Annotated in this window: 13 protein-coding genes; 1 reads left to right on the top strand and 12 read right to left on the bottom strand. The window is 59.9% G+C overall.

What is annotated here, in order from left to right; genetic code table 11:
- Positions 1–9: 9 nt before the first annotated feature.
- The 3 genes from J3D54_RS15105 to J3D54_RS15095 form a co-directional block, all read right to left on the bottom strand.
- Positions 10–1,170 carry an HEXXH motif-containing putative peptide modification protein gene (locus J3D54_RS15105; protein ID WP_253419521.1) on the bottom strand — a complete coding sequence of 387 codons (1,161 nt, stop codon included), beginning with the start codon at positions 1,168–1,170 and terminating at the stop codon, positions 10–12.
- A 14-nt stretch (positions 1,171–1,184) separates the two neighbouring features.
- Entirely contained in the window at positions 1,185–1,661 is a 477-nt protein-coding gene (locus J3D54_RS15100) for a GNAT family N-acetyltransferase (protein ID WP_253419519.1), read from the bottom strand.
- 109 nt (positions 1,662–1,770) lie between these two features.
- Positions 1,771–2,031: an Os1348 family RiPP precursor gene (locus J3D54_RS15095; RefSeq protein ID WP_253419517.1), complete on the bottom strand. Its 261-nt coding sequence runs from the start codon at positions 2,029–2,031 to the stop codon at positions 1,771–1,773.
- A gap of 617 nt (positions 2,032–2,648) precedes the next feature.
- On the opposite strand from J3D54_RS15095, the gene J3D54_RS15090 reads away from it, so the two are divergent.
- A complete protein-coding gene (locus J3D54_RS15090; protein WP_253419515.1) occupies positions 2,649–3,908 on the top strand; it encodes an OprD family porin in 1,260 nt (419 codons plus the stop codon).
- A gap of 156 nt (positions 3,909–4,064) precedes the next feature.
- Here J3D54_RS15090 and pcaC read toward each other — a convergent pair whose 3' ends face one another.
- The 9 genes from pcaC to J3D54_RS15045 all read right to left on the bottom strand — a co-directional run bounded on the left by pcaC (position 4,065) and on the right by J3D54_RS15045 (position 12,388).
- Complete coding sequence (pcaC, locus tag J3D54_RS15085) at positions 4,065–4,457, bottom strand: 4-carboxymuconolactone decarboxylase (RefSeq protein ID WP_253419512.1); 393 nt, start codon at positions 4,455–4,457, stop codon at positions 4,065–4,067.
- 11 nt (positions 4,458–4,468) lie between these two features.
- Complete coding sequence (pcaD, locus tag J3D54_RS15080; RefSeq protein ID WP_253419509.1) at positions 4,469–5,275, bottom strand: 3-oxoadipate enol-lactonase; 807 nt, start codon at positions 5,273–5,275, stop codon at positions 4,469–4,471.
- Positions 5,276–5,286: 11 nt separating this feature from the next.
- Positions 5,287–6,651, bottom strand: a complete 1,365-nt coding sequence (locus tag J3D54_RS15075) for a 3-carboxy-cis,cis-muconate cycloisomerase (RefSeq protein WP_253419507.1) — start codon at positions 6,649–6,651, stop codon at positions 5,287–5,289.
- Positions 6,652–6,696: 45 nt separating this feature from the next.
- Positions 6,697–7,992 carry an MFS family transporter gene (locus tag J3D54_RS15070; RefSeq protein ID WP_253419504.1) on the bottom strand — a complete coding sequence of 432 codons (1,296 nt, stop codon included), beginning with the start codon at positions 7,990–7,992 and terminating at the stop codon, positions 6,697–6,699.
- Between the two features lie 231 nt (positions 7,993–8,223).
- Entirely contained in the window at positions 8,224–8,790 is a 567-nt protein-coding gene (gene pcaG / locus J3D54_RS15065; RefSeq protein WP_253419501.1) for a protocatechuate 3,4-dioxygenase subunit alpha, read from the bottom strand.
- A gap of 1 nt (position 8,791) precedes the next feature.
- On the bottom strand, positions 8,792–9,496 hold the full coding sequence (gene pcaH / locus J3D54_RS15060) for a protocatechuate 3,4-dioxygenase subunit beta (protein WP_253419498.1): 705 nt from the start codon (positions 9,494–9,496) through the stop codon (positions 8,792–8,794).
- Between the two features lie 53 nt (positions 9,497–9,549).
- The gene (gene pcaF, locus J3D54_RS15055) at positions 9,550–10,755 is read right to left on the bottom strand and encodes a 3-oxoadipyl-CoA thiolase (RefSeq protein WP_253426629.1); all 1,206 of its coding nucleotides are present in this window, start codon (positions 10,753–10,755) and stop codon (positions 9,550–9,552) included.
- The gene (locus tag J3D54_RS15050; RefSeq protein ID WP_253419495.1) at positions 10,752–11,531 is read right to left on the bottom strand and encodes a CoA-transferase subunit beta; all 780 of its coding nucleotides are present in this window, start codon (positions 11,529–11,531) and stop codon (positions 10,752–10,754) included. Before J3D54_RS15050 ends, pcaF begins: the two co-directional genes overlap by 4 nt.
- The gene (locus J3D54_RS15045; RefSeq protein WP_253419492.1) at positions 11,531–12,388 is read right to left on the bottom strand and encodes a CoA transferase subunit A; all 858 of its coding nucleotides are present in this window, start codon (positions 12,386–12,388) and stop codon (positions 11,531–11,533) included. Before J3D54_RS15045 ends, J3D54_RS15050 begins: the two co-directional genes overlap by 1 nt.
- Positions 12,389–12,465 lie beyond the last annotated feature (77 nt).

Here is a 12,465-nt window from a genome sequence, read left to right as displayed (position 1 = left end):
TCCCTGGCTTCAAGCGGTCAGACCCAGCAAGCGTTGTTGCTCAGTGTCAGTTCCCGATATCGCCAACAGCCCGGCATATTGGTTTTCCAGTGCTCTGACCTCTTTGGCGAGGTTTTCCAGAAGTTGACGTCCTTGTGGGGTGAAATCAGTGCTGGCCTCGAAGTCCGGCAATGCCTTGATCAAGCCTCGCAGAATGTACAACAGACGGTTTTGCGCCCGTTGCAGCTCCTCGGTCGAACGCGAACGAACCCGCCCCAGGTATTTGACCAACGCGATGTACACGAAGAACGCGTGGAAGTAGCCATAAAAGTCACGCTTCTGTCCCGACCACGGCAAGGTGTACAACGGCTCCCGCGAGGTCTCTTCCTTAACGATCGGGCACGCCTCGACAATGTGATAGAGCAACTGATGAGTGGCCTCATGCACCAGGGACTCTTCCAGATCGAGTATCGAATCATCCCGACTCGACAACAGGATGATTCCGGTGAAGCGGGAAGCCGAACAACTTCGAAATGAACCATCGGGTAAATAAAAAATCGACTTGACCAGTTTTTTGATTTGCTCGCGGCAGGCGGGCCAAGTGTGTTCTATGCGCAACAGGGCAATATTCACCACATCGCAAAAAAACCGTACTGAATAACCGCTACGCTCCAACTGTTTGCGGACGGCTTCATCTTTCGGAAACTCATAGCTGGGCGGCATCACTGTCGCAACCAGCGGATCGACATCAAAGCGATGCACGGGGGGGCAATAATGATTCACGCGGGAACTGTCGGACGCTTTAACGCGCACTAACATCTCTGGAAATTCAAACAGCATTTTTTCCAGTTCACTCCTGTCCTCTGTCTTTTTCGTAATGACCAGGTTGGCATAATGAGCCGTCAGCACATTCCACACTTGAAACACCGGGTCATTAATAATCAAGCGCTGTTCACGGGTCGGAGGAACGATAAGATTAAACGCCTGCTCAAAAAACTCTGCCAGATGCGGAGCATTGGGGAACAACTGAAAAAGTTCGGTGTACAGCGCAACAAAGCTGGTGTATCGATTTCGACTGACACGCTCCAGCAAGACTTCAAATCGCGAAGGCTCCGAATCCGCAAGGAAGGTCGTGCCCTGAAATAAATCCTCGACCGACAGCTCACGTTGACCACTGTTACCGATGTCCATTTCTCAACCTTCCCTTAGGTTGGCGGTAACGGCTTTGCCATTGTCAGACTGGCAATGCCATAACCCAATTGTTCATAGAGACGACGCGCCGCATCGTTGCGACCAAAGACATGCAACCGCACTTCCTTGCATCCCGCCTGACTCGCCCATGACTCCAGGGCCAGCAGCGATTGTTTTGCGTAACCCTGGCGGCGTTCGCCGGGGTCAATGTAAATATCCAGAATGAAGGCGATCCGACCGGCGCCCGCGTGTCGTTCGGCAACCCATAACTCACCGATACGCCGCGCTTGATCCTGGATCACCCAGAGTTGATTCTTTTCAGTCAATCGCCCTTGCGGCAATAACTGCTCGAAGACGCTTCGTGCCCTTTGCGACGCCTCCTCCTGGACCCACTCGCCTGCGGCGACCATCCCGTCGCCATATTCAGCAAGGGCTCTTTCGGCGAACGTAACAAAGTCCGCGTCATTCATTGGAGCCAAGGTGACAGACATGAATCATGCACTCCGTGCCCGCGCTTCAGGTCACGCGTTTAACAAGGCCATTCGGCGTACCACCGTGAAAGCCCACCTTTCGTGGCACGCCAAATGGCATCACCCATTGTTAATCCATTCGCGCTTGTTGCTGCTGCTGTGTATCAAATACCGCGCGTATCCCCAGGTTGTTCCGGATACTGGAGGAGGCTGCCGTCAGTTTTGCAGCATCAATACCTTTAACCGCTGCGATCTCGTCAGTACTTAAGTGCACGCCAATATTTTTAGCCGCCCCTGCCGGATCACTGTGTAAGGCGCTGGCAAATTTTTCGTCCAGCACGGCCCGTCCCAGAACCGAGGCCAAACGTTCCTGATTGACTTTATTACTCATGGTACTTCTCCTTGTTATTTCGGCATGACGAAAAATATCCCCTGACGAAGCATGAGAGTGTCTTTTGCCCGCCTGAGGACTTTGAATATAGCAAGGCCTCTTTTCTTTTCCAGCCAAGCCCATGGCTCTCTTTAAATCTTTTTACGATAACCAACAATACCAATTCTTAAGTTTAACCGGCGATTATCGATAACCCTTTAATGACGGCCCGCACTGTAGGAAACGTCTTACAACTAAAGCAATAAATACTGCCCTCTAACATCAACAAAACAAAGCGCCATTAATAGAACGCCCCCCCGGATGTGCCCTATCAACCCGAATAACTATGGGATTTGATTAAGAATGCCTCATACCGCCCGCGCCCAGCCTGGCGTCGATTAGTGTTCGTTAATCGCCCAAAACCCCATCCCCCCCAATTGAATCCCCCTGCCCATCCCTCGCACCATTGTCCGCACCTGCAAAAATCAATAACAACAAGGTCCGACACCATGACTACGCGCCCTCTGCGCTCCGGCTGATCTCGCCCGCCCCCTTATCCAAATTCGATTTTTTGTCTGCGACCCCTTGGTTGCGGCTGTGCACTGCCTTACTCCTGACAATTAGAGAGACCCGAGCCCATGACTTCCTCCACCCCGCAGTATTTGTTCCCCAGCCTGATCGCCATCGCACTGGCCGGCGCGGCCCTGCCCGCCTTGGCCGAGGAAACGGGCTTTGTCGAAGGTGCCAAGGTCAACCTGAACCTGCGTAACTTCTACATCAACCGTAACTTCACCAACCCGACCAAGACCCAGGGCAAGGCTGAAGAGTGGACGCAAAGCTTTATCCTCGACGCCAAATCCGGGTTCACCCAGGGCACCGTCGGGTTCGGCATGGACGTGCTGGGGTTGTATTCGGTCAAGCTTGACGGCGGTAAAGGCACCGGGGGGACGCAGTTGCTGCCGCTGGATCACGATGGCCGCCCGGCGGATAACTTCGGTCGCACCAATGTGGCGTTCAAGGCGAAGCTGTCCCAGACCGAAGTGAAGGTCGGCGAATGGATGCCGGTGCTGCCGATCCTGCGTTCGGACGACGGTCGCTCGCTGCCGCAAACCTTCCGTGGCGGCCAGATCACCTCGAAGGAAATCGACGGCCTGACGCTCTACGGCGGCCAGTTCCGCGCCAACAGCCCGCGCGACGATAGCAGCATGAATGACATGTCGATGACCGGCAAAGCGGCGTTCACCTCAGACCGCTTCAACTTCCAGGGCGGCGAGTACACCTTCAACGACAAGCGCACTCAGATCGGCCTGTGGAATGCTGAACTCAAAGACATCTACAGCCAGCAATACGTCAACCTGATCCACACCCAACCGCTGGGCGACTGGACGCTGGGCGCCAATCTCGGGTTCTTCTACGGCAAGGATGACGGCAGCGCCCGGGCGGGCGAGCTGGACAACAAGACCTGGTCGGGTCTGTTCTCGGCCAAATACGGTGGCAACACCTTTTACGTCGGCCTGCAAAAACTCACCGGCGACAGCGCCTGGATGCGGGTCAACGGCACGAGCGGCGGCACCCTGGCCAACGACAGCTACAACGCCAGCTATGACAACGCCAAGGAAAAATCCTGGCAAGTACGCCACGACTACAACTTCGCCGCTCTGGGCGTGCCGGGCCTGACCCTGATGAACCGCTACATCAGCGGCGACAACGTACACACCGCCACCACCAGCGACGGCAAGGAATGGGGCCGCGAAAGCGAACTGGGCTACACCGTGCAGAGCGGTGCACTCAAAGACCTCAACGTCAAATGGCGCAACTCCACCATCCGGCGCGACTTCAGCAACAACGAGTTCGACGAGAACCGCTTGATCGTCAGCTATCCGATCAGCCTGCTGTAAACCCAGACCCAACGTGGGAGCGAGCTTCTGTGGCGAGGGGGCTTGCCCCCGTTGGGGCGCGAAGCGGCCCCAAAAGCTTTGCGACTGCTTCGCAGCCGAACGGGGGCAAGCCCCCTCGCCACAGAAGCCAGCTCCCACGGGGATTGTCGTGGACAGTTACTCCCGCGATTCAACCCCCAACTCATCCCACACCGACTCGGCCAGGTGGAACGTCGCATTGGCGGCCGGAATACCGCAATAGATCGCGCTCTGCATGATCACTTCCTTGATCTCGCCGCGGGTGACGCCGTTGTTGGCGGCGGCGCGCAGGTGCAGTTTGAGTTCTTCGTTGCGGTTCATGCCGATCAGCATGGCGAGGGTGATCAGGCTGCGGGTGTGGCGCGGCAGGCCCGGGCGGGTCCAGATGTCACCCCAGGCGTGGCGGGTGATCATCTCCTGGAACTCCGAGTTGAACTCGGTCAGCGCGTTCAGGCTGCGGTCGACGTGGGCGTCGCCCAGTACTGCGCGACGGACTTTCATGCCCTCGTCGTAACGTTGTTTCTCGTCCACAAAAAATCCCCTCAATGAGCTGACAAAAACGCCAGCACCCGGTCGCTGAACGCAGCACCGGCCTGGACGTTGGACAGGTGCGCGGCGTAGAACTCGGCGTACTCCGCGCCCCGCACATGTTCCTGAATGAAATGCCCGCCAGATGGCGGCGTCACTGCGTCCTCAGTGCCGGCGATCACCAGCAGCGGCGCCTTGATCGAGGACAGCTGGTCGCGGAAATCGGCATCGCGCACCGCCGCGCAATTGGCCGCGTAACCTTCAGGCGAGGTGGCCGCGAGCATGTCGGTGATCTGCTTCGCCGCTGCCGGATTGGCGGCGGAAAAATCCGGGGTAAACCAGCGTGCAATCGACGCATCGCGCAGGGCGACCATCGCCGCCGCGCCTTCACGTAGCACGGTTTCGATTCGTGGGTTCCACACCGATGGATCGCCGATTTTCGCCGCGGTGTTGCACACGATCAGTTTGTTCAACCGCTGACCGGCGTTGATCCCCAGCCATTGGCCGATCAACCCGCCCATGGACAAACCACAGAAGTGCACACGGTCGATGTGCAACGCATCCAGCAATGCCAACACGTCGCGCCCCAGTTGCTCAATGCTGTACGGCCCCGGCGTCACCAATGACTTACCGTGACCACGGGTGTCAAAACGCAGCACGCGGAAATGCTCGGTGAACGCCGGCATCTGCGCGTCCCACATGTGCAGGTTGGTGCCCAGTGAGTTGGACAGCACCAGCACCGGCGCATCCGCCGGTCCATCGAGTTGCGGCCCTTGAATTTGGTAGTGCAGTTCGCCCTCGGCGAGTTGTACGAATGCCACAGCAGTCTCCTTCAGGCAGTCAACGCAAAATGTTCAGCCACCGCTCGCTCGACCCAGGTATGGGCCTGACCGAGGTAATGGGCGGGGTCCAGCAGATGATCGAGTTCAGCGTCCGACAGCTCGGCGGTCACTTGCGGCTCGTCGCCGAGTACCGCGCGCAGGTGACGTTGCTCCGCCACGGCGCGCTTGCAGCATTGCTCCAGCAGATGATGCGCGGTGTCGCGACCGACCCGTTGCGCCAGGACGATGCTCACCGCTTCGGCCAGCACCAGGCCCTGAGTCAGGTCGAGGTTGCGCGTCATGCGCGTCGCGTCCACTTCCAGCCCGTCGGCCACCAACAGTGCTTGCTGCAGGCTGCCCGACACCAAACAGCAGATCTCCGGCAGGGTTTCCCACTCGGCGTGCCACAGGCCCAGGCTGCGCTCGTGCTCCTGGGGCATCGCGCTGAACAAAGTCGAAAGCAAACCCGGCACCCGCGTCGCCGCACCGATCAGCACCGCCGCGCCCACCGGGTTGCGTTTGTGCGGCATGGTCGAGGAACCGCCCTTGCCCGGCGCCGACGGTTCGAACACTTCGCCGGCTTCGGTCTGCATCAACAGGCTGATGTCGCGGCCGAGTTTGCCGAGGCTGCCGGCGATCAAGCCAAGCACCGCGCCGAACTCCACCAGACGATCACGCTGGGTGTGCCAAGGTTGTTCCGGCAAGGTCAGTTGCAGTTCCGCGGCCAAGACTTCGGCAATCGGCATCGCTTGCTCGCCGAGGGCCGCGAGGGTGCCAGAGGCGCCACCGAATTGCAGCACCAGCAGGCGCGGTTTAAGTTCCAGCAGGCGCTGACGACTACGAGTCACCGCGCCCAGCCAACCGGCGATCTTCATGCCGAGGGTGACCGGCGTCGCGTGTTGCAACCAGGTGCGCCCGGCCAGCGGCGTGGCGACGTATCGCTTGGCCTGGGTCGCGAGGGTTTCCCCCAGCTGCGCCAGATCAGCTTCGATCAGTTGCAGCGCGCGGCGCAATTGCAACACCAGGCCGGTGTCCATCACGTCCTGGCTGGTCGCGCCCAGATGCACGTAACGCTCGGCTTCGGCATCGCTCCTGGCGATCTGCTTGCCTAGCGCCTTGACCAACGGAATCGCCGAATTGCCCGCCGTGGCAATCGCCTCGCCGAGGGCGGCGAAATCGTAATGTTCAGCCCTACAGGCCGCTTCGATAGAGGCAACCGCCGTCTGCGGAATCAGGCCAACCCGCGCTTCGGCCCGGGCCAATGCGGCTTCGAAATCAAGCATGGCCTGAACCCGGCCCTGATCGCAGAACACCTCACGCATGTCACGTGCCGTGAAGTAGGCATCGAACAGTTGATTGCCCGGTCGCTGATTCATAGACAGTCCTTGCAGGCGAGGGCCAATGAGGCCCCCGCGGAAAGATCAAAGGTCGTTTTCCAGATACTTCGGCTGTTTCGGCAAACGCAGGCTGAACAGGAACGCCACCGCCATCATCACCGTCACGTACCAGTAGAACGAGTTTTCCATGCCCCCGGCTTTAAGGCTCAGCGCTACATATTCCGCCGAACCGCCGAAGATCGCATTGGCCACCGCATACGCCAGGCCGACGCCCAAGGCGCGCACTTCGGGCGGGAACATTTCGGCTTTTACCAGACCGCTGATCGAGGTGTAGAAACTGACGATCGCCAGCGCCACGGTAATCAGGATAAAGGCCAGGAACGGACTGCTGACACTTTTCAGGCTCAACAGGATCGGTACGGTGAACAACGTCCCAAGGGCGCCGAACCAAAGCATCGAATTGCGCCGGCCGATCTTGTCGGCGAGCATGCCGAACAACGGTTGCATGCACATATAAAGGAACAGTGCGCCGGTCATGATGTAACTGGCAGTCTTGGCGTGCATGCCGGCGGTGTTCACCAGGTACTTCTGCATGTACGTGGTGAAGGTGTAGAAAATCAGCGAACCGCCGGCGGTGTAACCCAGCACGGTGATGAAGGCTGCCTTGTGATCGCGGAACAGCGCACCGATGCTGCCGGCGTCCTTGTTTTCGCGCATTTCCTTGCTGCTGGTTTCCTTGAGCGCACGACGCAGGAACAACGAAATCAACGCCGCCGCCGCACCGACCACGAACGGAATCCGCCAGCCGTAGGCACGCAATTCATCCTCGTTGAGGAACTGCTGCAGGATCACCACCAGCGACACCGCCAGCAACTGTCCGCCAATCAGCGTCACATACTGGAACGACGCGAAGAACCCGCGCTGGCCCTTGAGGGCAACTTCGCTCATGTAGGTCGCGGTGGTGCCGTATTCGCCGCCCACCGACAAGCCCTGCAGCAAGCGCGCGAACAGCAGCAGGATCGGTGCCCTGACACCGATGCTGCTGTAGGTCGGCAGGCAGGCGATGAGCAACGAACCGAAGCACATCATCAGAATCGAGATCAGCATCGAATTCTTGCGCCCGTGTTTGTCCGCCAACCGACCGAAGATCCAGCCGCCGATGGGGCGCATCAGAAACCCGGCGGCAAATACGCCCGCGGTATTGACCAACTGCACCGTGGGGTTATCGGACGGGAAAAAGGCAGGCGCGAAATAGATCGCACAGAAGGCATAGACGTAAAAATCGAACCACTCGACCAGGTTGCCGGACGAGGCGCCGACAATCGCGAAGATCCTTTTGTTGCGTTCTTCACCGGTGTAGACAGCTGTGGAGGTTGTCATTGTTTTTCACTCTGTGGGGACCGTGAGAGTCTAGACATATTTCGCAACAGCTGTGGCGAGGGGGCTTGCCCCCGTTGGCTTGCGAAGCAAGCCCTAGACCGGTTGGCGCGACCTGTTAGGTAGATCGCGCCAACCGGTTTACGACTGCTTCGCAGCCGAACGGGGCGGTGCGGCGATCCGACAAGCCCCCTCGCCACAAAAAAGCTCCTTGGTCAGCAGAGCCCTCGCCACTCAATAATCGAAGAACACCGTCTCCGCATCCGTCCCCTGCAGAATCACACTCCACTGATAAACACCCGCAGCATCCTGCTTCGCCAACAAGGTGCCACGCCGTTCGGCAGGCACGCATTCGAGCAGCGGATCCGCCACGTTGGCCGGTTCGCCATCAAAGTAAATCCGCGTCAGCAAGTGCTTCACCAACCCGCGAGCAAACACCAGCACCACCAGGTGCGGCGCCTGGGTCGTGCCCTTGAGGCCTTCCACGGTGCCCGGCTTGATCGTGGTAAAGCGAAAGCGCCCTTGCGCATCCACCGGCACCCGGCCAAACCCTTCGAAGTTCGGGTCCAGGGGTTTGTCCTGATCGTCTTCGGGGTGATCGTACTTGCCGGCGGCATTGGCCTGCCAGACTTCGAGCATGGCGTCGTTGACGAAGTCGCCATTGCCATCGACGACTTGCCCGGTGATCGCCACACGCTCGCCGAGGGTCTGTTCAACGGTCAGGTCTTCACGGTTCAGCCAGGTCAGGCCGATGTGGTAGTACGGTCCGACGGTGTGGGACGTGGTCGCGTTCAGCGTCATCTTATTTCTCCATCGGCGTGGCGTCGCGGCCGCGCAAAACGATGTCCCAACGATAAGCGAGGGCATAGGAAGGGATGGTTTTTTCCAGATCGAAACTGGCGATCAAACGCTCTTTGGCGCTGGTATCGGGAACGCAGTTGTAGATCGGGTCGTAAGCCAGCAAAGGGTCACCCGGGAAATACATCTGGGTCACCAGGCGCGTCAGAATGCTCGGCCCGAACAGGGAGAAATGGATGTGCGCCGGGCGCCAGGCATTGGGGTGGTTACCCCACGGATAGGCGCCAGGTTTGATGGTCTGAAACTGGTAGCAACCATCGGCATCGGTCACGGTGCGGCCGGTGCCGGTGAAGTTCGGGTCCAGCGGCGCGTCGTGCAGGTCGCGAGCATGGTTGTAACGACCGGCGGCGTTGGCCTGCCAGATCTCCACCAGAATGCCCGGCACCGGCAGACCGTCTTCATCCAGCACACGCCCGTGAATGATGATCCGTTCACCCAATGGCTCGCCCGAGTGCTGGGCGGTCAGGTCGTTGTCCCGCTCCTGAATACGCTCGGCGCCGATGGTCGGGCCGGTGATTTCCGACAGCGAATGAGGCAAAAACACCAACGGCTTGGACGGCGAACGAAGGTTGGTGGATTGATAAGGAGGGTGCAGGTATTCCGGCTGAGTGCCCGCCTGCGGGCGACGGTAACCTGGTTTGTCAGTCATTGCGCTTTCCTCAATTCTTATTAGTCGACACGTCTTATTCACAACCAAGTGTGTCAGACCCGTTCGATCGCCAAGGCCAGACCTTGGCCGACACCGACGCACATGGTCGCCAGACCTTTCTTGCCGCCTGTCTTTTCCAGTTGATGCAGTGCGGTCAGCACCAAACGCGCACCGCTCATGCCCAGCGGATGGCCCAAGGCAATGGCGCCACCGTTCGGGTTGACCTGGGCCGCGTCATCCGCCAGTCCCAGTTCACGCAGCACCGCCAGACCCTGGCTGGCGAAGGCTTCGTTGAGTTCGATCACGTCGAAATCGTTGACCGCCAGGCCCAGGCGCTCAGTCAATTTGCGCACCGCCGGCACCGGGCCGATGCCCATCACCCGTGGTGCGACACCGGCGCTGGCCATGCCGAGCACTTTGGCGCGGGCGGTCAGGCCGTGTTTTTTCACGGCTTCGGCCGAAGCCAGGATCAGCGCTGCAGCACCGTCGTTCACACCGGAGGCATTGCCGGCGGTGACAGTTTTGTCGGGGCCGTTGACCGGTTTGAGTTTGGCCAGGGTTTCGAGTGTAGTGTCGGCGCGAGGATGTTCGTCCTGGCTGACCACTGTTTCACCCTTCTTGTGGGCAATGCGCACTTCAACGATTTCTTCGGCGAAAAATCCTGCGGCTTGCGCGGCGGCTGTCCGTTGCTGGCTGCGCAGGGCGAAAGCGTCCTGATCCTCGCGGGAAACCTGGTAATCGTCGGCCACGTTATCGGCGGTTTGCGGCATTGCATCGACGCCGTACTGGGCTTTCATCAACGGGTTGATGAATCGCCAGCCAATGGTGGTGTCTTCCAGTTTCATGTTGCGCGAAAACGCCGCGTCGGCCTTGCCCATCACGAACGGCGCGCGGGACATCGATTCGACGCCGCCAGCAATCGCCAGCTCCATCTCGCCGCTGGCGATGGCCCGAAATGCAGTGCCGATCGCATCCATGCCCGAAGCGCACAGTCGATTGAGGGTCACGCCGGGAATGGTTTCCGGCAGCCCCGCCAGCAGCAACGCCATGCGTGCCACGTTGCGATTGTCTTCGCCGGCCTGATTGGCGCAACCGAGGAACACCTCGTCCACCGCGCTCCAGTCCACCGACGGGTTGCGCGCCATCAGCGCCTTGATCGGCACGGCGGCCAGGTCATCGGCGCGAACCGCCGACAGGCCACCGCCAAAACGGCCGATGGGGGTACGAATCGCGTCACAGATATAAACGTCACGCATCAGGCTTCTCCGGGTGCTTGGCCGTGGGCCGCCGCAGTGCGGGCTTCCAGATCACGCAGCGCGGTCAGCTCGATCTCGGTTGGCTCGGCAGTGTTCTCAACGGTGTCGGCAAAACGAATCGCCCAACCGGTGGCCGCGATCACTTGCTCGCGGGTCACCCCTGGGTGCAACGCGGTGACCACGAATTCATGGGTGCCGGCTTCCGGTTCCATGATGCACAGGTCGGTAATAATGCCGACAGGACCGGCGCCCGGCAGGCCGAGACGTTTGCGCGAATCACCGCCCTCGCCATGGCCGACCGAGGTAATGAAGTCGAGCTTGTCGACGAACGAACGCGCCGACTGTTTGAGGATGATCAGCACGCTCTTGGCGGAACCGGCAATCTCCGGCGCGCCACCGGCACCTGGCAGGCGAACTTTCGGTTGATGGTAGTCACCGACGACCGTGGTGTTGATATTGCCGAAGCGGTCGACTTGCGCGGCGCCGAGGAAACCGACGTCGATGCGCCCGCCCTGCAGCCAGTAGCGAAAAATCTCACCGGTCGGGACGACGGTGTCGGCGGTTTCCGCCAGTTCACCGTCACCAATCGACAGCGGCAGTACACTTGGCTTGGCACCGATCGGACCCGACTCGTAGATCAGCACTACATCCGGCGAGGACGTCAGTCGCGCCAGGTTGGCGGCTTTCGACGGCAGGCCGATACCAACGAAGCACACCGAACCGTTTTTCAGGCGGCGGGCGGCGGCGACGGTCATCATTTCATTGGTGGTGTAAGTCATTACTTGGCCTCCGAAGCAGCGGCCAGCTTGGCCTGGAACTCGCTGAAGTCAGCGCAGCCGTGGATGTACTCGTTGATCCACGCGGTGAAGGTTTCACGGTCGCGGGCAATCGGGTCCCAGGCCTGGTAGAAGCGGTTGTCACGCTCGGTGTAACCGTGGGCGTAGGACGGATGCGCGCCGCCCGGTACGTGGCAGACCGCGCTCAGAGCCCAGGTCGGCAGCACGCAGGCGTTCATCGGTGCATTGAGGTTATCGACGATTTCTTCGACGGTGACGATGCAACGTTTGGCCGCCAGCGCCGCTTCTTTCTGCACACCGAGAATGCCCCAGAGCAGCACGTTGCCTTGGCGGTCGGCTTTCTGCGCGTGAATCACGGTGATGTCCGGACGCACCGACGGCACCGCCGCCAGCACTTCGCCGGTGAACGGGCACGTGACGGTTTTGATCAGCGGGTTGACTTTCGGCAGGTCGGAACCGGCGTAGGCACGCAGCACCGCGAACGGTAAGCCCGAAGCGCCCGCGACGTAGGCATTGGCCAGGTCGGCGTGGCTGTGCTCTTCAATTTCCAGCGCATGCGGCCATTGCCGCTCGACTGCGTCACGCAGACGGTGCAGCGAACCGACGCCAGGGTTACCGCCCCAGGAGAAAATCAGTTTGCGAGCACAACCGGCACCGATCAACTGGTCGTAGATCAAGTCAGGCGTCATCCGCACCAGGGTCAGGTCTTTCTTGCCCTGGCGAATGATTTCATGACCCGCCGCCGTAGGAATCAGGTGAGTGAAGCCTTCGAGCGCGACGGTATCGCCGTCGTTGACGAACTGCTTCACCGCGTCATGCAGCGAAAGGATTTCAGCCATGGGGCAGGCTCCCGTTTTGTTATGAACCGACAGTGGTAGAAAAAGGCGCGAGGTTCAGCGCCGGAATGACTGAAGGT

This window comes from Pseudomonas sp. GGS8 (genome assembly GCF_024168645.1).
In the GTDB taxonomy this organism is placed as follows: Bacteria; Pseudomonadota; Gammaproteobacteria; order Pseudomonadales; family Pseudomonadaceae; genus Aquipseudomonas.
This window is presented reverse-complemented; position numbering and strand designations above follow the sequence as displayed.

Excerpts from the sequence above, each read along its gene's own strand:
- J3D54_RS15050 (WP_253419495.1), bottom strand. The coding sequence starts at position 11,531 with ATGACTTACACCACCAATGAAATGATGACCGTCGCCGCCGCCCGCCGC.
- J3D54_RS15045 (WP_253419492.1), bottom strand. The coding sequence starts at position 12,388 with ATGGCTGAAATCCTTTCGCTGCATGACGCGGTGAAGCAGTTCGTCAAC.
- J3D54_RS15100 (WP_253419519.1), bottom strand. The coding sequence starts at position 1,661 with ATGTCTGTCACCTTGGCTCCAATGAATGACGCGGACTTTGTTACGTTC.
- J3D54_RS15075 (WP_253419507.1), bottom strand. The coding sequence starts at position 6,651 with ATGAATCAGCGACCGGGCAATCAACTGTTCGATGCCTACTTCACGGCA.
- J3D54_RS15105 (WP_253419521.1), bottom strand. The coding sequence starts at position 1,170 with ATGGACATCGGTAACAGTGGTCAACGTGAGCTGTCGGTCGAGGATTTA.
- pcaG (WP_253419501.1), bottom strand. The coding sequence starts at position 8,790 with ATGACGCTGAACGCGACCACGTCCCACACCGTCGGACCGTACTACCAC.
- pcaH (WP_253419498.1), bottom strand. The coding sequence starts at position 9,496 with ATGACTGACAAACCAGGTTACCGTCGCCCGCAGGCGGGCACTCAGCCG.
- J3D54_RS15090 (WP_253419515.1), top strand. The coding sequence starts at position 2,649 with ATGACTTCCTCCACCCCGCAGTATTTGTTCCCCAGCCTGATCGCCATC.
- J3D54_RS15095 (WP_253419517.1), bottom strand. The coding sequence starts at position 2,031 with ATGAGTAATAAAGTCAATCAGGAACGTTTGGCCTCGGTTCTGGGACGG.
- J3D54_RS15070 (WP_253419504.1), bottom strand. The coding sequence starts at position 7,992 with ATGACAACCTCCACAGCTGTCTACACCGGTGAAGAACGCAACAAAAGG.